This window comes from Maribacter luteocoastalis, assembly GCF_048890225.1.
GTDB classification, from domain to species: Bacteria; Bacteroidota; Bacteroidia; order Flavobacteriales; family Flavobacteriaceae; genus Maribacter; species Maribacter luteocoastalis.
On sequence record NZ_JBMFZG010000006.1, the window covers coordinates 135,629 to 159,587 of the forward strand.

At 37.5% G+C, this 23,959-nt stretch carries 24 protein-coding genes and 1 other RNA gene; 13 read left to right on the top strand and 12 right to left on the bottom strand.

Features of this window, described 5'->3' with window-relative positions; all coding sequences use genetic code 11:
* Window positions 1–106 precede the first annotated feature (106 nt).
* Both rnpB and ACOCEA_RS12910 read left to right on the top strand, forming a co-directional pair.
* Window positions 107–421, top strand: an RNA gene (gene rnpB, locus ACOCEA_RS12905) — RNase P RNA component class A.
* Between the two features lie 64 nt (window positions 422–485).
* Window positions 486–1,172 carry a class I SAM-dependent methyltransferase gene (locus tag ACOCEA_RS12910; RefSeq protein WP_420756667.1) on the top strand — a complete coding sequence of 229 codons (687 nt, stop codon included), beginning with the start codon at window positions 486–488 and terminating at the stop codon, window positions 1,170–1,172.
* 472 nt (window positions 1,173–1,644) lie between these two features.
* Here the strand turns inward: ACOCEA_RS12910 and ACOCEA_RS12915 are convergent, their stop codons facing one another.
* The 7 genes from ACOCEA_RS12915 to ACOCEA_RS12945 form a co-directional block, all read right to left on the bottom strand.
* Window positions 1,645–2,022 carry a hypothetical protein gene (locus ACOCEA_RS12915; RefSeq protein ID WP_420756668.1) on the bottom strand — a complete coding sequence of 126 codons (378 nt, stop codon included), beginning with the start codon at window positions 2,020–2,022 and terminating at the stop codon, window positions 1,645–1,647.
* Between the two features lie 221 nt (window positions 2,023–2,243).
* Window positions 2,244–2,858 carry an aspartyl/asparaginyl beta-hydroxylase domain-containing protein gene (locus ACOCEA_RS12920; protein ID WP_420756669.1) on the bottom strand — a complete coding sequence of 205 codons (615 nt, stop codon included), beginning with the start codon at window positions 2,856–2,858 and terminating at the stop codon, window positions 2,244–2,246.
* Between the two features lie 71 nt (window positions 2,859–2,929).
* The gene (locus tag ACOCEA_RS12925; RefSeq protein ID WP_420756670.1) at window positions 2,930–3,235 is read right to left on the bottom strand and encodes an alpha-ketoglutarate-dependent dioxygenase AlkB; all 306 of its coding nucleotides are present in this window, start codon (window positions 3,233–3,235) and stop codon (window positions 2,930–2,932) included.
* Window positions 3,236–3,514 (bottom strand): hypothetical protein, encoded by a 279-nt coding sequence (locus ACOCEA_RS12930; protein ID WP_420756671.1) that lies wholly within the window; start codon window positions 3,512–3,514, stop codon window positions 3,236–3,238.
* A gap of 189 nt (window positions 3,515–3,703) precedes the next feature.
* Window positions 3,704–4,240 (bottom strand): RsmD family RNA methyltransferase, encoded by a 537-nt coding sequence (locus tag ACOCEA_RS12935; protein ID WP_420756672.1) that lies wholly within the window; start codon window positions 4,238–4,240, stop codon window positions 3,704–3,706.
* Window positions 4,240–5,112, bottom strand: coding sequence for a DUF3822 family protein (locus ACOCEA_RS12940; RefSeq protein ID WP_420756673.1), 873 nt, complete (start codon window positions 5,110–5,112; stop codon window positions 4,240–4,242). Before ACOCEA_RS12940 ends, ACOCEA_RS12935 begins: the two co-directional genes overlap by 1 nt.
* Window positions 5,054–5,704, bottom strand: a complete 651-nt coding sequence (locus tag ACOCEA_RS12945) for a hypothetical protein (protein WP_420756674.1) — start codon at window positions 5,702–5,704, stop codon at window positions 5,054–5,056. The genes ACOCEA_RS12940 and ACOCEA_RS12945 overlap by 59 nt, the downstream gene beginning before the upstream one ends.
* Window positions 5,705–5,805: 101 nt before the next feature.
* On the opposite strand from ACOCEA_RS12945, the gene ACOCEA_RS12950 reads away from it, so the two are divergent.
* The 11 genes from ACOCEA_RS12950 to ACOCEA_RS13000 all read left to right on the top strand — a co-directional run bounded on the left by ACOCEA_RS12950 (window position 5,806) and on the right by ACOCEA_RS13000 (window position 20,453).
* On the top strand, window positions 5,806–7,239 hold the full coding sequence (locus tag ACOCEA_RS12950) for an ATP-dependent DNA helicase (protein WP_420756675.1): 1,434 nt from the start codon (window positions 5,806–5,808) through the stop codon (window positions 7,237–7,239).
* 95 nt (window positions 7,240–7,334) lie between these two features.
* Window positions 7,335–7,904, top strand: coding sequence for a DUF4126 domain-containing protein (locus ACOCEA_RS12955; RefSeq protein WP_420756676.1), 570 nt, complete (start codon window positions 7,335–7,337; stop codon window positions 7,902–7,904).
* A 19-nt stretch (window positions 7,905–7,923) separates the two neighbouring features.
* Window positions 7,924–8,637, top strand: coding sequence for a 3-deoxy-manno-octulosonate cytidylyltransferase (kdsB, locus tag ACOCEA_RS12960; protein ID WP_420756821.1), 714 nt, complete (start codon window positions 7,924–7,926; stop codon window positions 8,635–8,637).
* Window positions 8,628–9,326: an HAD family hydrolase gene (locus ACOCEA_RS12965; protein WP_420756677.1), complete on the top strand. Its 699-nt coding sequence runs from the start codon at window positions 8,628–8,630 to the stop codon at window positions 9,324–9,326. The genes kdsB and ACOCEA_RS12965 overlap by 10 nt, the downstream gene beginning before the upstream one ends.
* An 8-nt stretch (window positions 9,327–9,334) precedes the next feature.
* On the top strand, window positions 9,335–10,462 hold the full coding sequence (locus ACOCEA_RS12970) for an iron-containing alcohol dehydrogenase family protein (RefSeq protein ID WP_420756678.1): 1,128 nt from the start codon (window positions 9,335–9,337) through the stop codon (window positions 10,460–10,462).
* A 55-nt stretch (window positions 10,463–10,517) separates the two neighbouring features.
* On the top strand, window positions 10,518–11,048 hold the full coding sequence (locus ACOCEA_RS12975; protein ID WP_420756679.1) for a 1-acyl-sn-glycerol-3-phosphate acyltransferase: 531 nt from the start codon (window positions 10,518–10,520) through the stop codon (window positions 11,046–11,048).
* A gap of 163 nt (window positions 11,049–11,211) precedes the next feature.
* A complete protein-coding gene (locus tag ACOCEA_RS12980) occupies window positions 11,212–12,243 on the top strand; it encodes a hypothetical protein (RefSeq protein WP_420756680.1) in 1,032 nt (343 codons plus the stop codon).
* 346 nt (window positions 12,244–12,589) lie between these two features.
* Entirely contained in the window at window positions 12,590–13,132 is a 543-nt protein-coding gene (locus tag ACOCEA_RS12985; protein WP_420756681.1) for a peptidase associated/transthyretin-like domain-containing protein, read from the top strand.
* A gap of 5 nt (window positions 13,133–13,137) precedes the next feature.
* Window positions 13,138–13,650, top strand: a complete 513-nt coding sequence (locus ACOCEA_RS12990) for a phage tail protein (protein ID WP_420756682.1) — start codon at window positions 13,138–13,140, stop codon at window positions 13,648–13,650.
* A gap of 55 nt (window positions 13,651–13,705) precedes the next feature.
* Window positions 13,706–14,218, top strand: a complete 513-nt coding sequence (locus ACOCEA_RS12995; protein WP_420756683.1) for a phage tail protein — start codon at window positions 13,706–13,708, stop codon at window positions 14,216–14,218.
* A 37-nt stretch (window positions 14,219–14,255) separates the two neighbouring features.
* Window positions 14,256–20,453 carry a lamin tail domain-containing protein gene (locus tag ACOCEA_RS13000; RefSeq protein ID WP_420756684.1) on the top strand — a complete coding sequence of 2,066 codons (6,198 nt, stop codon included), beginning with the start codon at window positions 14,256–14,258 and terminating at the stop codon, window positions 20,451–20,453.
* 448 nt (window positions 20,454–20,901) lie between these two features.
* Here the strand turns inward: ACOCEA_RS13000 and ACOCEA_RS13005 are convergent, their stop codons facing one another.
* The 5 genes from ACOCEA_RS13005 to ACOCEA_RS13025 are packed head-to-tail and all read right to left on the bottom strand — an operon-like array spanning window position 20,902 to window position 23,932.
* On the bottom strand, window positions 20,902–21,294 hold the full coding sequence (locus tag ACOCEA_RS13005; protein WP_420756685.1) for a S41 family peptidase: 393 nt from the start codon (window positions 21,292–21,294) through the stop codon (window positions 20,902–20,904).
* A 17-nt stretch (window positions 21,295–21,311) separates the two neighbouring features.
* Window positions 21,312–21,602 carry a hypothetical protein gene (locus ACOCEA_RS13010; RefSeq protein ID WP_420756686.1) on the bottom strand — a complete coding sequence of 97 codons (291 nt, stop codon included), beginning with the start codon at window positions 21,600–21,602 and terminating at the stop codon, window positions 21,312–21,314.
* Between the two features lie 53 nt (window positions 21,603–21,655).
* Window positions 21,656–22,141, bottom strand: a complete 486-nt coding sequence (locus ACOCEA_RS13015; protein WP_420756687.1) for a hypothetical protein — start codon at window positions 22,139–22,141, stop codon at window positions 21,656–21,658.
* A 1-nt stretch (window position 22,142) separates the two neighbouring features.
* Entirely contained in the window at window positions 22,143–23,282 is a 1,140-nt protein-coding gene (locus tag ACOCEA_RS13020; protein WP_420756688.1) for a serine hydrolase domain-containing protein, read from the bottom strand.
* Between the two features lie 47 nt (window positions 23,283–23,329).
* On the bottom strand, window positions 23,330–23,932 hold the full coding sequence (locus tag ACOCEA_RS13025; protein WP_420756689.1) for a hypothetical protein: 603 nt from the start codon (window positions 23,930–23,932) through the stop codon (window positions 23,330–23,332).
* Between the last annotated feature and the right edge of the window lie 27 nt (window positions 23,933–23,959).

A 23,959-nucleotide genomic window follows, 5' to 3' on the forward strand; every position in this document is an offset into this window, starting at 1 on the left:
TGTAAAACGTTTAGTACAATTACAAATATAAAAATAGCGACTAATTCTACTAGGTATTTAAAACAGAGATCATCCTTAGTTATCAACAATTGCAGTACCTTTGTATTTAGCAGGCTGCCTTATCGCGGTTTGTTCCTTTTTTGGAACAGAACGAGGAAAGTCCGGACACCATAGTACAGTATAGCGGGTAACGCCCGTCCGCCGAAAGGCGAGGACAAGTGCAACAGAAAGCAAGTACAGTTCGGCTGTAGTGAAATCAGGTAAACTCTATACGGTGAAACGTCATGTAAATCGGTGTTTGAGGGTTGTACGCCCAAGCCGAAGGGTAGGCGGTTTGAGCCTTTGGGCAACCATTGGCCTAGATAAATGATAAGGGTTCGTATATTCGAAAACAGAATCCGGCTTATGGCCTGCTATTTTTTATCTTTCCTTTGTATATATTCCGGCAGTTTAATTTAAAGTTTTGAATTTTTATTTCAAAAAAAATGTTTGTCAATATGGGCGATAATGATTTTGAAAAAATTAAGAGACCCTGGCCAACCAAAGACGCCATGGAACAGATTTATGAGAAGAATCTTTGGGGTGGCGACTCTTCTGTTTTTTATTCAGGTATCGGATCTCATAATCCAGAGATAATAAATCCATATATAGCTGTTCTACAATCATTTTTGAAATCTTTTGAACACCCTATTACGGTTTGTGACTTGGGCTGTGGTGATTTTAATGTTGGAAAAGAATTGGTAAAACATACCAGAAAATATGATGCTGTAGATATAGTGTCAAATCTAATAATTTATAACAAGGGAAAATTTAAAGACGAAAATTTAAAATTTCATTGTTTAGATATAGCGGTAGATGACCTACCTCATGGAGATTGTGCTATTCTACGGCAAGTGCTCCAACATGTATCCAATACTGAAATTCAATGTATTTTGACAAAATTAAACCAATTCAAATATGTTATAATTACAGAGCATTTGCCCCAAGGGAATAATTTTATACCTAATAAGGACATTGTTTCTGGTCAAGGGATACGATTAAAAAAACAAAGTGGCGTAAACATATTGGCAGTGCCTTTTAATTTTAAGGTAAAGCAAGAAAAACAATTATTGTCTTTAAATTTAAAAGATGGTACAGGCGTTATAGAGACCACTTTATATAAAATCTTTTAATCTAAATTCAGTTTGATATATGATTGTCACATCTTTAAGAGAATTGATGCGAGCATAAATTTAAGGAGCCAACAAATTTAACTCCTTAGAGTAATCAAATACTAATCTACGAATGAATGTTATTTTACTTGTTTTGCAGAAAATTTAGTTCTTTTTTGAGACTGAGAATTCTAATCTTTATAAAGCGGGTAATGCTGGATGAATCAATACATCATTATAAATTGAAGCGATTACCAATATAATAATGTCAGGTCAAAAGGGACTTTATAGTATTTCTCAAGGTTAGTTGGTTTTACATTTTATAATACTACTTTAAGATTTGTTCAGCTTATTTTCAAAGTGATGTGTAAGATTGATTATACAAAACATCAGTATATGAAAATACTTGCTTAATAGTCGGTTTTATGATTCTATTATAATAGTAGGTAATAGTAGCAAGATGTTAGTTCAATTTTTGTTCTTTAATGAAAATTTATCTGAGCCACTTTCTCATAATTGGAAATTCTTCTTTCTTACATAGTGACATCCATTCCAAGAGTGGAAGTGCCAAATAATTTTTGTTGTTAAATTGTTCGATTAGCCATGAAGCTTCATTTTTATATCCGTCAGGGTGAAAGACCACCTCTAAATCGAGATTCAAATGACAAGACGCTGCATAAGACCATAATATGGCAGCCAATTCCTCACCGTCAGTTGGCCATGAATTATCGATTTCTTTTGAGCCAAGTAAAGGTCTAATAGTTTCTTCTGTTACAGCAATGTGACCAGCTTCATGTAGGAGGTCTCCAGGGTATTTTAGTTTTGTCCTATCCAATAAAATTGTACTACCTTTAATTTGTAAACCAGGCAAAAAAGTAGGATTAGTCAATTCTTTTTCAACAACCAGTATTGTAATGGAACTCAGAAAATTGACTATCTGCGTTACTAATTCTTTATTATAATTCAAACACGAAATTTTTTAGTTTATATGTTCATTTAGAATTTGTGCATATTTTAAGAACATAATAATAGTAAGGTACAGTCTATATCTAGAATATTGGATAAGGTTAATAGATAATAGAAACAGAATCCTTATTTAATCAAAGGTTGGCCCCTTCTAATCATTTTAACTACCCAATCATTGGGAATCACATCTATGGTTAAGTTTACACGATCAGTTGCTCCATGGTTTATTACCTTATGTGGGTCCGTAAGTCTTAAATACCAACATTCACCGGGTTGCATTGGAACCGGATCTCCGTTTAAGAAGAAGCTGACCTTTTCATTTATAGAAATTGGAATCGTTAGGCGGATAACGGATTTTTGTATCTCTAGTGCCAACGTAGGATCGGTATGTTCTTTTACCACTGAATCAGGAGCTAATCTTAGTAATCGGACTAGTGTGACCTTTGTTTTTTTTCTAAAAGTATTTACGACACTCATCAAGTATGGAGAATTTTTTAAAGCAGCCGTATCAAGCCAGTCTGTCCAAGAACCATCGGCATAATCTTCCGCTGGTGGAGGTGAAGGCAATGTAGTATCTACCATAAATGCGGGTGCCCTTAGTGGAATTACATCGTAATATTCAAAATGTTTCGATTTTTGTGTTTCAAATTCTTCTAACATTTTGACTGTATCAAAGGTCAAAGGTAATTTAACCCTGTCGTTAATTACATACTGTTGATCTACATTAGGTTGCTTTGTCATCAATGTTTAGTTTAAAATATAGTTTTGAATTGTATTGGTGAAGTTGCGCTTTTATTTGATTTTACAGTTTGCTAAAAGCCATATTTTCTAAAAGTCAAATTGATTCTTGGTTTCAAATACTTTACATCTGTAGGTAAACTATGTTCAAAACGCTCTTGACATCCATCTTTCATAACCAGTAAACTGCCGTGTTTTAATATCAACTTGGTTGTGGACATGTTTTTTTTCTCTCTTAAACAAAATTGTCGCTCTTCTCCCAAACTAATTGAAGGAATTATTGCGGTGTCACCAAATGCTGTTTTATCTGAATGGTAATCTATACCAGAATTTCCATCTGGATAAAAAATACAAACACACGTTTGAAATACAAGGCCCACTTAATTTTCAACCTGTTTTTTTATGGGAATTATATGTTCTGACCATTCCATAGTATTTCCCCAAATTGATTTTGGAAGTGCGTTTTTTGCAATCAGTTCATTGTCTAAAAACATCATTTTTCCAAAGTTCAAATTAAACTTCTCACCAGATTCAGTTTCTATTTTCACCATATTGGTAAGATCAGAGTAGCTCATTAATTGATTAAATAACGCAGTTGCCTTTTCTTTGGTAAGAAAGATTTCGTTGTAGTCGATAACATCATTAATAGTACTTGACATAATTCTACTCAAATATTCAATTATAAAATTAATTTGTTGCTAGACTGTTTGGTATTTAACGTTTTATGTGTAGGCTTTGTTGCTTTTAAGTGGAAAACATTTTCCAACAATAACATTTCACATATATATGGTTGCTTATAGCTATATTCCAATATGAAATATGTATGAAAGAAAAATTACGTTAAATAGTTAGCCTTTAAAAAAGCTAAAAACACTACCACCATATTTACGGGAGCGTTCAAAATTGGGAAGGTGTTCTAGGTTGGTGTGTTTGGAATGCTCAATAATCAAAACTCCGTCGGGTAACAACAGGTTCTTTTCGAAGATGAGTTCGGGAATTTTTAAAAAATCATCAAGTTCCATATTATAAAAGGGATCTGCGAAGATGATGTCAAACTTTTCCGTATTTCGACCTAAGAAAGTAAAAACATCACTTTTAAGGGTGCGTATTCCCATTTCTAGGTCTTTTGAAGTTTTATCTATAAAAGATATACAGCCCAGATCGGTATCTACTGCCAAAATATCTTCTACGCCCCTTGAGGCAAACTCATAACTTATATTTCCGGTACCTGCAAAAAGGTCAAGTACTTTAAGGTCTGGGAAGTAATAACTGTTGTGAAGAATATTAAATAGCCCTTCCTTGGCCATATCCTTAGTAGGACGTACCGGTAATTTTTTAGGCGCCATTAAATGGCGGCCTTTATGTTTTCCAGAGATAATGCGCATTAAAGAGCGTTTAGTACTGTAAAGTCGATAACTTCTGCTTGTGGTTCACCCAGTTCCATATGATGTGGGGAACTGGGGACAAAGATACCTATGTTTTTAATATATGTGTAGCACAGTTCAAAAATAGGGTCGTCTTCCTCAATGGTGCCAAAAAGTTTTACGGCAACCGTCTCCGTGTCTAAATCCAATTGTTCTAATACAAATAAAAGGAAATAGGCAAAGTCTTCCTTAGTTTCAAATATGAAGCTGTTGTAAAGTTGTAATTTGCGTTGTGAGATTACAGCAACATCCATTTGTCCTTTACCTACGTGTACATAGCAAATAGGGTCCTTTTGGTTGCCATATAGGTCCAATAGTGATTGTATAAGAACGGTGCCATTATGTAAATAAGTGAATTCTCCGAAAATTTCATAAACGTAATTGTTTATGTTCATATATGGTACATAAACATTCACAATATCTTGATTTCCTAACTCATCATAGGCAAGCTCGTCATTGGCCAATATTGTGGTATTGTACCTTAAATATTGTGCTAGGGTATCAGCGTTAAATAGTGGTTTTGGTACTAAGCCAAAAAGAGTATTTCGGTGAACAACAACAACATCGTCAAATTGTTGTTCATCTAATTTGTGTTTCCTGAATAGCTTTTCTAGTTCTGCTTTTGTTGAAATAGGGTTTAGCTCCTCTTTAAAAAACAAAGTATCGGACATAAGTACTTTGTGTGAAACCGTATCGGCCACACAAAAAGAAAGTCCATTCAAGCTAACCTGAATGGACAATTTCTTAAAATTCTTATCAGCTATGTCTAAGCCTTTATTGATCTTGTTTTTTATCATAGATTGGTGGCCAGTTACCACTGGTACTAACTTCATCTAAGGAACCAACTGTTATTTCTGACCCATTGACTTCTTCAACACTCATTTGCGCATTTTCACGAGCCAATAAGTCTTTTGGCTGATCATACAAAATTATGCTTTTATCAACTTTTGCCTCAAAAACAGGGGCTTTATAACCACTTTTTTCAATAATGGCAGATTTCATGGTAAATTTTTCACCTCCTGGCGCTGTAGGCACAACTGCCAAATCTTTATATCTGTTATCGCTTTTAAATAAAGAGTCACGCACAGAAACAAAACCTAAGGTATCAATAATCTTAACTTCTTTAAGTAAATCAATTCCATATGCTTTATCAAACTCCATAAATGAAGAATCCCTTTGTTGCGTGATAACATATTTACCTGTATCAATGAACTTGATCAAACTCGGAAAATCATTTGCGTACTTACCGTTTACAGTTTTATAAGCTTCCTGGGAGTTTCTAATATCCTTTAATTTCGCAACTACTTGTGCAAAACGTTCTTCCTTAACTTTTTTAAATTCAATAGGTCCGGTAACCGAATTATAAATAAGGTACCCTAAACCAATACAAGCAATCCAAAGTACAATCTGTATTATGGTCTTCATTTCGTAAGTGTTAATTTAATTTAGTGGTTGTCACAAATCTACAATTTTTTTTTAATCGCAAAAGTTTTTGCCCTAAAAATCCTCTTTATATTTGACATCACATGAAACCACTTACACCCACTATATTTTATAAAGAGTTAAAAACCAAGTTTCCACATGACCCTACGGTTACACAAGAGGTAGCTTTAGAAAAGCTGGCTAACTTTATTTTGTCTAAAAATAAGGACGAAGTATTCCTTTTAAAAGGTTTTGCTGGTACTGGAAAAACAACTTTAGTAGGTACTTTAGTGAATAGTCTCTGGAAAACGCGGATGAAATCCGTACTTATGGCCCCTACGGGAAGAGCGGCAAAAGTAATGTCCAATTATTCCCAAACACAGGCCTTTACCATTCACAGAAAAATATATTTCCCAAAGAAACAGACTGGAGGAGGTGTGCAGTTTGTTTTAGCGCCCAATAAACACCGGGACACCCTTTTCATTATTGATGAAGCTTCTATGATTCCAGATACTCCAGCCGATTCTAAACTTTTTGAAAATGGTTCTTTGTTGGACGATCTTATGATGTTTGTATATTCCGGTTATAATTGTAAACTCTTATTAATTGGTGATACGGCACAATTGCCTCCTGTACATTTACAGCTAAGTCCTGCCTTGGATGCCGACAAATTGGCTTTGAATTATAATAAAGAGGTAGAGCTATTGGAGTTGGATGAAGTGGTGAGGCAGGCAGAAAACTCTGGTATTCTAGTGAATGCTACTTTGCTTAGGGAGCAATTACAGGGTGATTTTTTTGATGATTTTCGTTTTGATGTAAATCCGTATAAGGACATTGTACGTTTAATAGACGGCCATGAAATACAAGAAGCCATAGATGATTCCTATTCCCAAAATGGAAAAGAAGAAACTGCTATTATCGTGCGTTCTAACAAAAGGGCAAACCTTTATAATCTGAGCATTAGGGAGCGCATTCTTTTTTTGGAAAACGAACTTGCTGCAGGGGATTTTATGATGGTGGTCAAGAACAATTATTTTTGGCTAAAACCCAATTCCGAAGCTGGGTTTATTGCCAATGGAGATATTATAGAAGTACTAGAAATTTTTAACTTTAAAGATATTTATGGTTTCAAATTTGCGGAGGTAAAAGTGCAGATGGTAGATTATCCCAATATGAAACCCTTTGAGACGGTGCTACTTTTAGATACCATAAAGGCAGAATCACCATCCCTGTCCTATGAAGACGGCAACCGTTTATACCAAGAGGTAATGAAAGACTATGCCCATGAAAAATCCAAATACAAGAAATTTCTAGGTGTAAAGAACAATAAGTATTTTAATGGTTTGCAGGTTAAGTTTTCATATGCAATAACTTGTCATAAATCTCAAGGCGGACAATGGAATACAGTTTTTGTAGAACAGCCCTACCTTCCAAATGGAATAGATAAGGAATATCTTCGCTGGCTGTATACTGCGGTGACTAGAGCAAAGGAAAAACTCTATCTTATTGGCTTTAAGAACGATTTTTTTGTTGAATAGGAAAAGGCTATTTTAGTGGAAAATAATCGAGTCTGTATCTAGTCCCAAAAATAATGGATTAGTAAATAATTGATTTTTAGTTAAATACCCCATTCATGACTTCCGAAACAGTAATTAGTATATTCTTAGGCGTTGGACTCGCTGCCTCCGTTGGTTTTAGGGTGTTTTTACCTTTATTCGCACTTAGTATAGCTTCCTATTTTGATGTTTGGACACTAAATGATAGTTGGGAATGGATTGGGAGTTTGGCTGCAGTAATTACATTGGGTGTGGCCACCTTAGTAGAGATTTTTGCATATTTTATCCCTTGGGTAGATAATCTTTTGGATAGTTTTGCCATTCCCTTGGCAGCTATTGCCGGTACTGCGGTAATGGTTTCTACAGTTGCAAATCTAGACCCCGTAGTAACTTGGTCATTGGCCATTATTGCTGGTGGTGGAACCGCAACAGCCATTAAAGGGGCTGGTGCTACCGGAAGGTTGGCATCCACTGCAACCACAGGTGGACTTGCCAATCCCGTAGTTGCCACCGTAGAAACGGGCACAGCTGTTGCGGTATCGGTAGCCTCTATATTTGCACCTATACTTGCAGCGGTCTTGGTAATAATCATTTTATTTTTCATTTTTAAAATTTATAGAAGTTTAAGGCCTAAATCTAATACGTAAACCAGTGAAGATAATTGCAATGATTCCAGCCAGATATGCGGCATCTAGATTTCCTGCTAAACTTATGCAGGACTTATCTGGCAAACCCGTAATTGTGCGTACCTATGAAGCAGCAATAAAAACAGGGCTTTTTGATGATGTTTATGTGGTGACCGATAGTGATATCATTTACGAGACAATTACTAATGTAGGTGGTTTGGCCATTATGAGCCAAAAGGAACATGATTGTGGTAGTGATCGTATTGCTGAGGCGGTTATGGACATGGATGTTGATATTATTGTAAACGTACAAGGTGATGAACCATTTACGGATCGTGAGAGTTTGGCAGGGGTTTTGGAGGTTTTTAAGAACGATGTTAACGAGGAAATAGACCTAGCTTCTTTGATGGTCAAAATTACAGACGAAGAGGAAATCAACAATCCTAATACGGTAAAAGTAATTGTAGATAACAGAAATTTTGCACTCTATTTTTCCAGGGCACCAATACCTTATCCGAGGTCAAAAAACGAAAATACGGTTTATCATAAGCATAAAGGTATTTATGCTTTTAGAAAACGTGCTTTAATGGATTTTCAACGATTACCTATGTTGGCATTGGAAGCGACAGAAAAGATAGAGGCCATAAGATATCTCGAGTATGGTAAGAAAATAAAAATGGTAGAAACTACAGTTTCTGGTATAGAAATAGATACCCCAGAAGATTTAAAAAAAGCGCAGGCTGCATGGAGATAGATTTTAGTACTATTAAGGTTATAGGATTTGATGCAGATGATACCCTTTGGGTGAATGAAACTTACTTTAGGGATGCCGAGGAACATTTTGCAACTTTGTTGGAAGATTACGAGACCAAGAATAAGATAGACCAAGAGCTTTTTAAAATGGAAATAAAGAACTTGGGGTTATATGGGTATGGGATCAAGGGGTTTGTACTTTCTATGATAGAATCTGCCTTGGAACTTTCAAATAATGAAGTTTCACAAGCAACACTTTTGGAACTATTGAATCTAGGTAAAAACATGATTGATCATCCTGTTGAAATATTGGATGGGGTAAAGGAAGTACTTAAAGGTTTAAATGGAAAATACAGGTTGATAGTTCTTACAAAAGGCGATTTACTTGATCAAGAACGAAAATTAGAAAAATCTGGATTGTCAGTATATTTTCATCATGTTGAAGTCTTGAGCGATAAAAAAGAGAAAAACTATCAAGATTTATTGGATCATCTAGAGATTCCGGTGAACGAGTTTTTGATGATAGGAAATTCATTAAAATCAGATGTCTTGCCGTTAGTGAACATTGGGGCTAAAGCTGTACATATACCATTTCATACCACATGGCAGCACGAAGAGGTTGAAGAGCCCAAGGAAAAGAATGGGTATATAACCGTAGGCAAATTAACAGATGTCTTGGATTTCCTTTAATATAAAGTATGAAAATCAAAAAAGAAAGAAGATTGAAGAATATACCTACTAGAGCTTCAGAAAAATATAGAAATTTCCCAATGGTACCAAGGGTCGTCTACGGTATTGGTAGTTTTGACCAATTGGGAACTATTTTAATGCCCAAAAGGAAACATTCAGAGGCACCAGTTATTTATTTAGTGGATGATGTTTTTGAAGGTACAGATTTGGTAGCGCGAATTCCTAAAATTTTCTGTGATCAGATTGTCTTTATTTCAGCTGGGGAGGAACCCAAAACAGAACAGGTTGATGCTTTGGTGGAAATGATTAAGGACAATTTCCAAGAACTACCATCAGGTATAGTAGGTATTGGAGGTGGAACATTGTTGGATCTAGCAAAGGCACTTGCAATAATGATGACCAACAAGGGTAGTGCTGCAGAATATCAAGGTTGGGATTTGGTGCAGAAAAAATCGATATATCATGTGGGTATCCCAACAATTAGTGGCACTGGGGCAGAAGTTTCTAGAACCACAGTTCTAATGGGACCAGATAAAAAATTGGGAATAAATAGTGATTATACCACGTTTGATCAAGTGATTCTTGATCCAGATTTGACAAATGGAGTGCCAAAGCAACAATGGTTCTTTACGGGAATGGACTGTTATATACATTGCATAGAGTCTTTAAATGGCACTTTTTTAAATGCCTTTAGTCAAAGTTATGGTGAGAAATCATTAGAACTTTGTAAGGAGGTTTTTCTTAAGGATTTGCCGGTTTTAGAAAGTAGAGAGAAACTGATGATGGCGTCGTGGCATGGTGGTATGAGTATAGCGTACTCACAGGTAGGGGTAGCCCATGCCTTGAGCTATGGTCTAGGTTATCTTTTGGGTGTAAAACACGGTATAGGCAACTGTATGGTTTTTCAGCATTTGGAAGAGTTTTATCCAGAAGGTGTTTCGCTTTTTAATGAAATGGTCAAAAAACATGAAATTGAAATCCCTACCGGTATTTGCAAGGATTTATCGGAAAGTGAATTTGATAAAATGATTTCTGTAGCGTTGAATATGGAACCATTATGGGAAAATGCGCTAGGTAGACAATGGAAATCTATTATTACGCCAGAAAAATTGAAATCAATCTATAAAAAAATATAAGAGTCTATCAGTACAAAAGGTTCTCCCTCTTAATATAGATCTACAATCCAAACTCATGCAACAACTGGCCAAATTCATTTATTTTAAACTTATGGGCTGGGAGATAAAAGGCAAGTTTCCTTCGAAATTAGACAAATTTGTAATTATTGTCGTGCCCCATACAAGCTGGTGGGATTTTCTTTTAGGTCTTTTAATAAGAAAAGTTTGGAATGAAGAGATAAACTACATCGGTAAAAAAAGCCTTTTTGATTCCCCTTTAGGCTGGTTTTTCAGGTGGACAGGCGGTGCACCAATAGACAGGAGTAAAAGCAGCGATACCGTAAGTGGTATTGCTCAAATTTTTAAGGAAAGAAAAAAATTCCGTTTGGCACTTTCTCCAGAAGGTACCCGTAAAAAAGTGCAAAATTGGAAAACGGGATTCTACTTTATAGCAAAAACAGCTAATGTCCCCATTGTCCTAGTCGCTTTTGATTATGGTAAGAAAGAAATAAAAATTTCAGAACCGATTCCTGTATCGGAAAATCAAGTTGCCGATTTTAAAAAGTACCAAGCTTTTTTTGAAGGTATTGCGGGAAAGGTAAGATAACGATCTTCTTGTTTTATTCTTCTTCATTTCTAGAGTCAATCTATCAATCTCACTTAATTTTAAAGGTGTTTTGTGATCGATGAAATACACTCGTTTTTAACATTTTATTTAGAACCTTACCCTAAAAACTACGTAGGTATGGTAAAACAATTAAATCTTAAAAATGATGATTAATAAAATTTTTTGGAAATGTAGTTTGGCAATTACTATTGCTTTAATGTTGTTTGTATCCTGCGATAAGGAAAATGATGGTGGCGATGCTATGCAGAATTTAGAAAGCACACAATTATATGCATCAAATAATACTGATGGGAATATAACGGTATATGACATGGTAACTGGCGATGTAAACACTTTGACTACAATTTCTACGGCCGCTGAAGGAATATATTACGATGCTGAAAGGGATGAAATAATCCAAGCTTCAAGATCTTCAAATAGGTTGAACGCCTATACAGATATAGCTTCAGTGTTAGGTAGTGTGAGCATTAATGCTACTTTCTCTAGTAGCGCTGATGTATCTAGTCCTCGTGATATTGCCGTTAATGACAATTTTGTGGTTGTTTCAGATAACGCTGATGTTGATGGGGATGAGACCACTGCCGATGGAAGGTTATTTATCTATACACGTGTTAATGGATCTTTAACTTTAAGAAACACTTTGGTAACGGACTTTGCATTATGGGGAATTGAGTTTGTTGGTAATGATTTATATGCGGTAGTAGATAAAACAAATCAATTGGCAGTATTTGCCAATTTTACGGCAACGAATACAACGGATGCAACCGTTAGTGTTAGCAAAAAAATAGCAATCGAGGGAATAGTAAGAACTCATGGTTTGGCATATGATAAAGGTACTATGGTTTTAACGGATGTAGGTGATGCAGCGTCCGATACGGATGGTGGCTTTCATATTATATCAGATTTTGAAAGTAAATTTTCAGGTGTTTCCAATGGAGGTATCCTTACCGTGGCTGGTAATCAAACACGAATAGCTGGTAACGCTACTTCTTTAGGTAATCCGGTAGCAGCAGAATATGATGCGACTTCAAATACCGTTTTTATTGCTGAAGCTGCAAATGGAGGGGGTAAGGTATTGGCTTTTTCAAATGCGGATACGGGTGGTAATATTACACCATCAGTAAATAATAATTTATCAAAGGCATCTTCATTATATTTCTATAGTACTAAATAATAGGTTGTTGGGTTTATTAGGTTATTGGTTTTGGTCTGTCTGGGAAGACAGGCCTTTTTTTATTATAGGATGGTGTGGTTATATGAATCTAAGAATCAGAAGATTTGTGAATTTAGGATTACTTTAAAAATGTAAGGATCTTTAGAATATGTTAACATATTTTAACCGTTTATCGTAGAAAATATACCATTCATATAACTTTTAAAGTAAAATGTTAACAAACACCTATCTTTTGAGTGTTCAACTAACTTGAAGTTTATTGACAATTAAATATTGTGACCCCCACATTTTATAAAGCTTAAGTACTTCCTTATGGTTTGGCTAACCAACAAACTGTAATAGGAATATGAAACAAAACTACCTAAGGAGGAATTTTCTAAAAAATTCCCTTATAGCCTCTGGAGGGCTAATTCTCTTTCCAACCATAGCAAGTGCTTCGAATTCTGGTCTAAGAACAGAAATTGGGATATCTCACCAAACAGATATCCGAAGGAACCTTTTCGGTAAACAATTAGAAATAACAGGGCAAATTTTTGACGTAACGGGTAACAATACCTTAAGAGGTGTAAAAGTTGAGTTTTGGCACCTTTCACCTAATTCGGAAATAATAGAGTATAGAGGTGAAATGTTCACTGACATAAATGGCAGGTATCTTCTAAAAACAGATTATCCTTCTAGGTCAATAGGTAAAGCTGCGACCATTCATTTTAAAATATCCAAAGATTATGGTCAATTCGAAACAGAATTAAAAATTTCTGAGTTTGGTGCTAATATTACCGGAGAGCATTGGGAGGCCAACAATCATATTGGTAATGACCTTCTTTTTCCAAAAATGGATAAAGCTCTTTATAAGACTAAAATCAATTTCAATTTTTCATTAAAGAAATAAATATTATGGAAGGATTTATAGGACAAATCATTTTATTTGCAGGTAATTTTGCTCCACGCAATTGGGCTTTTTGTAATGGACAACTTTTGGCCATTTCACAGAATACGGCGCTTTTCTCTATTATAGGCACCACTTATGGGGGAGATGGCAGGACAACTTTTGGCTTACCTGATTTAAGAGGTAGGGCAGCCATAGGAGAAGGGACGGGACCTGGACTGCCAAGTGTTAGGTTAGGTGAAAAATCTGGTAGCGCGCAAAACTATTTAACCGTTAATCAACTACCCTCTCATAACCATGGAGTAAGCTTACCTGCGAAAGAAGAAGCAGATACTGAGGTTCCAACTGGAAATTTTATTGCTGGTGCAGGTTTTGATGGTTTTGGTACAACTTCAGATACTACAATGGGTAGCTTACCGCAAAATAATGTTGGTGGTGGTCAGCCTGTCAATAATATGCAACCTTCTTTGGTTGCAAACTATATCATATGTCTTTATGGTACTTTCCCTTCAAGATCTTAATCTTTGTGAATTATGATATGTTCAAATTTAATAATCTAAAAAAATAGTACGATATATGGAACCCTATTTAGCACAAATCATTTTATTTGCAGGTAATTTTGCACCTCGAGGTTGGGCATTTTGCCACGGACAGATTTTACCTATAAGTCAAAATCAAGCACTTTTCTCTCTTTTGGGAACAATTTATGGAGGTGACGGAAGGACAACGTTTGCCCTGCCAGATTTAAGGGGTCGAGTACCTATTGGAGTGGGACAAGGCCCAGGGTTGCCTAATTATCGTGAAGGGCAAAAAGTTGGAAGTCATATCACGATATTGAACACCAATCAATTACCCTCCCATAACCACGGGGTGTCCATGCCAGCGAAAGAAGAAGCCAATTCTGATGTACCTAATAATCACTTTGTGGCAGGTGCCGGTTTTGATGGTTTTGGCACCACTTCAGATACCACCATGGGTGCTTTGCCCCAGAACAATGTAGGTGCAAACCAAGAAATCAATAATATGCAGCCTTCCCAAGCATTAAATTATATCATTTGTCTCCAAGGCATATTCCCTTCAAGATCATAAATAACAAGTACTGAAACATCAACCATAAACCAATCCTATGAAAAAATCTTTACTTTCTTTACTAGTTATTTTATCGGTATACCTCTCAAATGCACAAACGGTGCTAGCACCCGGGGATATTGCCTTTTTAGGTGTTAATACGGATGGAGCAACCGATGCAGATGACAATTTTGCATTTATTCTTTTAAAGGATATTGATGCTGCTACCCAGATTATTTTCACCGATCGGGGTTGGAATGATGGTACTGGTTTTTTTGAAGCAGTTGGTGACGGTGATTTCACTTGGACCGCTAGCACTGCTTTAAGTGCAGGAGAAGTGGTAGTGTTGGATTTCAGTAATTTACAACCTTTGGCAGCTTCCTTTACAGTATTGGGGGATCAATTATTTGCCATTCAAGGTAGTCTTTCCAGCCCCACATTTATTGCAGGGCTGCATTTCAATGTGTTAACGGGTATAACGGACGATGCAAATTGGGATGGTGCTGCAACCAGCAATACCACTTCTGCTCTGCCCGATGCTTTAACAAACGGTGATACTGCCATTCGGCTTTCGGGTCCAGGAGGTATTGAGCAAGACAATTTTCAATTTAGCTGTGCAACCGCTACTTGTCCGTTGGCTGGTACACCAGAAGAAATCAGGACCATTGTGCATAACCTATCCAATTGGGTTAGCAAAAACGATACTCCTTTTTCAGGAACAGTTGACACCAATTTTGGTACGCCTACGGTTACGGATTGTGTAGCAACGCTAACAGCCTCTGAAACCGAGGTTTGTTTGTCATTTAATCCGCCCACATCTATAGACTTATCAGGTAATTCCACGCCTGATCCAACAGGGACTGGTTCTTTTAGTTTTGGTGCAGGTTCAGATACGCCAGCGGCTCCTGCTTTGGTAGATAATAATGACGGTACGGGTACATTTGACCCAATAGCTGCGGGAGCAGGCACCTATATTATGGTCTATACTCATACAAATTCAACAGGATGTGTTGCTGTGGCCCAAGAGACCATAGTGGTTTATCCTGAGGTAAATATTAGTATAACGGGTTCTTCTTCGGTTTCTGAGGACGCAGCCCCGGTGAACTTTCAGGGACTTTTAGGAGGTACTTCTACTTCAGGTGTACTGGCAATGTCTCCTACTCCCCCGAATGGGAGTTATGTTGGTAGTGCTCCAAATGCAACTGGTCAATATACCCCTGCAATCGGTGATGCCGGAAATTATACTATAACCTTTACGTACGTAGACACAGATAATAATAATTGTATCAACCAAGTAAGTATACCGTTTACTGTGGAGGAGTTGCCACCGTTTATAGTTATAAACGAAATCATGCAAAACCCTTCAGCAGTTGCAGATAGCGCAGGAGAGTGGTTTGAATTGTATAACGCCGAGACTACTGATATTGATATAAATGGGTGGACTATTAAGGACAATGATGCCGATAGCCATGTAATTAACAATGGTGGGGCTTTAATTATCCCTGCTGGTGGCTATTTGATCCTGGGTAATAATGCTGATACAGGTACCAATGGAGGAGTAGCTTTGGATTATCAATACACTGGTTTGTTTTTGGCTAATGGAGACGATGAAATTGTACTTCTCGATGGCTCAGGTAAGGTAATAGACCATATTGAATATGATGGTGGACCTAATTTTCCAGATCCAACCGGAGCTTCTATGGCCCTTAAAAATCCTACCAATGACAATAATGTGGGGAGTAATTGGGAAACATCAAAAAATCCATTTGGTAGCGGTGATTTAGGTACTCCCGGACTTTCCAATGATACACCGGCAGATATCACTCCTCCAGTCATCACCTGCCCCGGGGATATTATTATAAGCAATGATTTAGGGCAATGTGGTGCAATGGTTAATTTTACCGCTACTGCTACGGACGATTCTTCATTTACTATAGCCTATAATATTGATCCAGGTAGTTTTTTTAGTGTTGGCACGACTACGATAACCGCTACAGCTACCGATGTGGCTGGTAATCAAAGTGTATGTAATTTTAACGTAACGGTAAATGACACGGAGCCTTCAGCTATAGAATGTAAACCACTATTTGCAGAACTTGATAGTGATGGCAAATTTGAAATATCAGCAAATTTCTTGTTTAACAATGCATTTTCATCAAGAACAGATAACTGTGGAACTAATAATGGTAATATTAATGTAACAGGGCCTCTTATTTACGATTGTTCCAACATTGGAGAAAATTCCATAACGCTATTTGTTTTTGATGTTAATGGGAATCAAAGTTCATGTAAAACAACTATAACCATCACAGACCCTTTGAATACTTGTCCGGAACCTTGTTCTGTTGTTCTGGATTCCCAACCACAAGATATTACAGTATTTGAAGGCGATTCAGATAGTTTTTCTGTTACGGCAAGTGGTACTGGAATTTTATCTTATGATTGGCAGTTATCTAATGATCAAGGTGTAACATGGACGAGTTTCGCTCCTGAGATAAATGGAGGAACTACACTTCATTTGGCTAGAATTGACCTAATTGAAAATGGAAATCAATATAAGGTGAAAGTAACTTCAGATAATGGTACACCTGGTAATGACAAAGATGATTGTTTTATAATAAGTGATGTGGCCACATTAAACGTTAATCCATTGTCAAAAGTAATAGTTACAAAAGATGTAATCGGTATAGGTTCAAATCCTGATGCGCAATTCTATTTCTTTTACAATACCTCTATACCTAATGAGTATGGGAATTTTTATCTAAGTGAAAGTGGTATTAATTCTCCAGAGCAGGAAGGCGGTTCGTTTTCATATGCCGGTACTTTCTTGATTCAAATTAGGGAAGAAAATCTACCTGATAAATACTCGATAAGTGATATTCAATTTAATTCTGAGAAAGGTACTTCCACAATTAGGTTAAAAACACAAAATGAAATACAGATTGATGTGGCTTCGGGAGATAATGTTTCCATAAAGTTTATAAATGAATATACTGAACCTTGTTCAGTTGAGATAGATACCCAACCAGTTAGCGCAACTATTTGTGCGGGAGATCCTTTAAGTTTTGATGTAGGAGCCACAGGTACAGGTACCCTGTCCTATCAATGGCAAGTGGATACTGGCAACGGTTTTGAAAATTTAGGAGGACCAAGTTTCAATTCACTATTAAGCTTTGCTTCTATGGAAATAGGTGGTGACGGCTACCAATATAAAGTCATTGTTACTTCGGACAATGGTACACCAAATGTTGATACTGACGACTGTAGTGTAACCAGTGAAGTCGCAAGATTGACAGTGAATCCAGCACCAATAGTCCAGATTTCAGGAAATGAAAGCTATTGTCATAACGGTGATGGTGTGGTTCTAGATGCTGGTGCTGGCTTTACGAGTTATTTATGGTCACCAGGCGGCGAGACCACCCAGTCTATTACAGCTATGGCAGGTAATTATTCGGTTCAAGTAACCAATGAATTTGGATGTGGTGCAATCTCAGAGGTGTTTATGGTAACCAATAACCAACAATTGGTCTGTAGCATAGAACAAGAAAAACTTGCCACGAACCACATTACAGAAGATGGGGTTGCGACTGTATATGCAACTGGCGGAACTGGCCAATTCACCTTTTTATGGGATAATGGTGAAACCACCCAAACAGCCAATAGCTTGACATACGGCCTTCATAACGTAACGGTTACCGACTCCAATGGATGTGAAACCAGTTGTCAAATAGATATAGCCAAAGAATTGTACTGTTGGGTCAACTTAATTCAAAATGTAAGTGTGGTCGGAGGAAACGATGGAGCAGCACAGGTTAAAGGTAATGGAGGGTACAGACCTTATACCTTTAAATGGGAAGATGGCTCAATAGCGGAAGTAAACTCCTCGTTGACAGTAGGTACCCATTATGTGTCCATTACGGATGCCACTGGGGCCACATCGCAATGTAGTGTAACTATTGCTGAGCCTACCAAAGAAAAATGCAATGATTTTGTAAGTACTATAGAGCAGGACGAGCTTGCAACAAACCACATAACAGAAGATGGGGTTGCGACGATATACGCAACGGGCGGTACAGGCAAATTGACCTATTTGTGGGATAATGGCGAAACTTCCCAAACGGCAACAAGATTAACATATGGTCTACATAGCGTTACGGTTACCGATGCCAAAGGTTGTGAAACTACTTCTCAAATAGATATCGCAAAAGAATTGTATTGTTGGACATATTTGATAAATAATGTTAGTGAATATGGTGCTAATGATGGGGCTGCAGGAGTAAGAGGTAATGGAGGCTATAGGCCATACACGTTTAAATGGGATGATGGTTCAACTGAGGAGGTAAATTACTCGCTATCTGCAGGTAGCCATTATGTAACGATAACGGATGCTACTGGGGCCACATCAAGATGTGGTATTACCATTACCGAACCAAACCAAGAGGTGTGTGACGGTGTGGACAATGATGGTGATGGAGACATTGACGAAGGTTTTGACCAAGATGGAGATGGAATAGCCGATTGTTTTGATAAGTGTGCTAAAGGAGATGATAGTGTAGATATTGATAATGATGGTATACCGGATGCTTGTGATGATAATGTTTGTATTAAGAGTGATGAGCCAGTAACGGAATGCTACCAGACCGCTGAATGGAACGAACAGACCTGTAGTTGGGATATTGTTGGGGAGAAGCCTATGGAGCCGGTGACCGAGTGTTATGAAACGGCCGTTTGGAACGGGCAGACCTGCAGTTGGGACATAGTAGATGGACAGCCAGAGAAGCCAGTAACGGAATGCTACCAGACCGCTGAATGGAATGAACAGACCTGTAGTTGGGATATTGTTGGGGAGAAGCCAATGGAGCCGGTGACCGAGTGTTATGAAACGGCCGTTTGGAACGGGGCTACTTGTAGTTGGGACATAGTAGACGGCCAGCCTGAGAAGCCAGAAACGGAATGTTACCAGACCGCTGAATGGAACGATCAGACCTGTAGTTGGGACATTGTTGGTGAGAAGCCCATGGAACCGGTAACCGAGTGTTATGAAACTGCTGTTTGGAACGGGGTTACCTGTAGTTGGGACATAGTAGACGGCCAGCCGGAGAAGCCAGAAACGGAATGTTACCAGACCGCTGAATGGAACGATCAGACCTGTAGTTGGGACATTGTTGGTGAGAAGCCCATGGAACCGGTAACCGAGTGTTATGAAACAGCAATATGGAACAGCCAGACCTGCAGTTGGGACAAAGTGGACGGACAGCCAGAGAAGCCTGTGACAGAGTGTTACCAGACCGCTGAGTGGAACGAGCAGACCTGTAGTTGGGACATTGTTGGTGAGAAGCCAATGGAGCCGGTAACGGAATGTTACGAAATAGCAGTTTGGAACGAACAGACCTGTAGATGGGATATTGAGGGTGAACAACCCGAGATGCCAGTTACAGAATGTAATGAAACTGCGGTCTGGAACGAGATAACCTGTGACTGGGAAATTATTGAAAATGATAATGACTGCGGTACTGGTACAATTGATCAATGCGAAACAGCGTTTGCCAGATCTTCGGATGTAAATGTAAGGACATGCCTCTTGGATATTGCTAATGTAAGTGGTAACCGTTGGGGATGGACGAATGAGTTCCCATCTATTAATGGTACATATCAAATGGATGTATATGCTGCCGCTGGTCAGTGTGATATTTCAAAAGGTGCTTTGGTAGGTAATGTTGAAATTATTTATACCGATGGTAAAATAGATGTGACTGTTTCTACCCTAAGTGCATATGAAATGACGGATGCTCAATTGCATGTTGGAACCAAAGTTTTACCAACACAAGGCAATGGGTTTACTGCTGCACCAGGTCAGTACCCTTATCCAGATATGGCCAATGGAGCTTTCAATACGTATACATTTGAGGATATTTACACAGGGGATATGGACAGCTTTTATGTAGTGCTTCATGCCAATGTTTGTCCAATTGAAAGTTTAACGGTGAAGAGACCTGTTGCTAAACTTGAATTAAACGCTTATCCTATTCCATTTAATGAAAACCTGAATCTTGAAATAGTTTCTCCAATGAACATGATAGGCACGTTATCATTATATAACGGAATTGGACAAAAAGTACAGGGTTTTGGCACATTTAACTTAAAGCAAGGTGACAATGAAATTAATCTGAATATCGGTGAATTGCCAATTGGCATGTATTTTATTCGTATGACTTCTATTTATGGAAATGAAAGCTTGAAGGTGATAAGGAAATAGAATGAAAATGTAAGAAAGATACTGCTGTTAAGTAGATATTTTAAATTGATGAATTAAAAAAAGCCACTCCTAGGAGTGGCTTTTTTTACTAATTACAATTATTTTTTATTCTTGCATGGTATGATAAACGTTCTGTATATCATTATATTTTATTTAAATCATTCATAATCAAATAATTAATAAAATATAAAATTAAGTTTGTTCGACATTTGTTCGTTAATCTATGTGTAAACCTACTATAAAATTAAATATTTCTTATTCTTTCGATGTTTTTTCTACTCAAAATTGACGTAATAAATTCCTGCAATTAGTCTTACAATACTGCTAGGATGTGGATTAAGGAATCTAGTAGCGCAAGTCTCGTATCGGGCATAGTCTTCCAAATTGCTATGGGATCGATTTAGACTATGACTAGAACTTTCTATTTTTCGCAACCTGGGTTTAATTATTACCAGCTCTGTATTAATTCTTTCAAAACAGTATCTATTCCCTCATATAAATCATCCCGTTTCTGATGTAATAAAACATCGGGTTGAAGCGCTCTATTTACCTGGTCTGACAATCGAAATAGTCTTTTTGAATAGGTGATTGCTAGATTTGAATGCGGTAAGGTAAAGCTATCCATATCTTGATATCCATTAGGATTGGAACCCGTGGGTTGACCCACAATTTTGGCATTCAACAATTGCTTGAACAGGGCCGCACTGCTTGTGGCAGCAGAAAAGGTCTTGTTACTGGTTAGCTCAAACACGCCATGCTTCCAATCAATGGAATCAGCAAGATTTAGAGCATACGCTAAAACGGTGCCTACGTATAAATCCCCACCGCCATTTTCACGCATATCTATAATAACTTGCTTCAGTTCGTTTTCTTGAATAAGGCTGCCAAGTGTTCACCAAAAACTTGCATTTCTTCAAAAGAAGGATAGTCCGTGAATTGTATATATAGCGCTTTTATACCTGAAACTGGCGCGAACCAAAAACCGACATCGACGGTTTTGGGATTTTTTATTCCAGGTACCGTTAGCTTTAATTTAGAAACTTCACTGTGTTCCCACATTTCAAGTGATACCGCTTCCAATTCCATCGTTATCAATTCATTGGCTTTATTCCTGAAACCAAAGGTGGCCTTGGTTTTAGAATCTATCAAATTCAGATGGAAAAGCAATTCCTCAATCGGCACATAACTTCCCGTTCTTTCCTTTAGGGAATATTCATTTTCAACGAATTGGCAATCACCGATACTTTTTGAGCAATGGTATCCATCGGAACGCCATTTATGGATTCCAAGGTAGTTTTGAACAACTTTTTATTTTCAGGCAATGTTTTGGTTACATACCATCGGTCTGCTATCCATTCAATTTCCAAAGGAAAACGATAGGTGGAAATATTGCTTAGGGAAACCGCAGTATACCCGTCATTGATTCGTCTGGTTAAGCGCATCAATTTTAGAATGATTTCAAAATCATTTAAGGTGTCGACACTGTTGTAAATATTATTCCAGTAGTTGTAAAATACTTCCCGAGTTACCGAATGGTAAAGATCGATATGTTTTTGCTCCAAAGATTCCTTGTAGATTTTAAGGTCTTCTTTCCAATCCGTTTTGTATGATGCCTGTGCAAATACTGAATTCATTACAGAAATCACGAAAATGGAGGTATAAACTATTCCTTTCTGAAATGAATTCATATTATTGCCTATTTTCTACCAGCTCAAGTATGTTATACACTAAATTCAGGGTGCTTTTTGAAGCTTCCAGTTGGTTTAAAGTGCCAGCAATATAGGTATCCCCTTGTGGGCAATACCATAAAAAGGATGCGGTACTACCCGAATGGCCAATGACTTCCAGGTTTGTATCTTTCTCAAAAAGAGTTTTGAAAGATACCTTTCGTATCCCATAACCGTATTCCATACCCATTGTTTCATTGACCCATTGTTGCATGGCGTGGCGGGTTTTTCTTTTTACCAGTTTATTGGTGTTATAGGCTTCCAAAAAAGTAATTAGATCCTCGGTGGTGGATACCAAACCTCCGCCACCCCAATCGGCACTTAAACTTTTAATGGATGATACTTCCGTATCGCCCACATAAAATTTAGCCATGGGCCGTTCACTCTTTGACGGCGATGATTTTAAATTGATATATGAAGACTCCATCCCTAAAGGCTGAAAAATATACTTCCTAAAAAACTCATCTAAGGGAATGCCACTTACCTTCTCGATTAGCAAGGCCAACAGCACATATTCCGTATCCGTATATTGATAGCCCTTACCAGGTACAAAATGAGGTTTCATCTTTTCTTTAGTAAACTGAATTGTTTCCTGAGGTGACCAAGATTTATCGGTATCCGTCAATAACTGATTTATGATATTGGGACTATTATCCAAAGTTCCGTTCGTAAAATAATCCGGCAGACCCGATGTATGCTGCAAGAGATGGGCGATGGTGATGTCTTTTGAGTACTCCTTTCCATCCAATAGGTGGAGCTGTGTAACTAATGATGCTGACAGATATTGGGCTATTTTATCTTCAAATTTTAGCTTTTTTTGATCTTTTAAGATTCCTACAGCGGTAGCCGTCAGCATTTTGGTAATACTGGCCGTGTAAAACGGATTATTAATCGTTAGGTCATGTTCCGATTCGACCGTACTCTCGGCCAACTGTATATTAATTCCTTTGGATTTGGAATAGACATGCAGAAATGCACTTTTGACGGGTTCCTTTTCCAATTCGGCCGTAAACAATTCCGCAATCTTTTGAGGTGCGGTCCGCTGACCAAATGCCCATATCGAAACAAAAAGAACTATGGTTGGTATTACCTTATTTTTCATTGTATTGCTTTAGTTATGTAAGATACTTCATTTAAAATAGTACTTTATTAGAACCAACTGAACCCTAACCCGATGTTAACGCTTACTATATCCCTATGGGCATCTCCTGCTAAAAACGTCCTGCCCATCACCAGCTTGGACTGAATATTTAGCGCAAAATTTTTCTTCTTGTAGATTTCATAGCCCGTGCTGGCCATCACGGCACATCCAAAATTCCAATCATCATTTTCGTTGTCCTTAATGTCGTAGAGTGCCGGTGAATCTATGGCCAGGCCTAAACCTCCATGAATCCACCATCGGTCTTTTGCCCAATATTGTAGGGAAGGTATAAAGCCTCCAAAATGTCTGTCGTTGTCCTGAAATTCGTATATGTTTCCTGGTAAAGAGACCGTAATGGCGAGATTATCGTTCAACATATGGCCAAACTTTAAATCTGGAAAAACTAAAGTTCCTTGAGTTTTGTCAAATGTTTGATTACCAGCACTATCTTCTATACCGATTATGCCTCCACCTGCTACGAATTCGAAGATGAAACCATCCCTTTGTGTTGTTGTTTCAGAATTTGTGTTTTGCGCGTATGTTGTAGTTGATAATAATGCAAAGGCTACAAAAGCCATTTTTAATACCATTTGTTTTTTGATTGTTTTCATGATTGTTCGTTTTTTGATTGTTTTAAA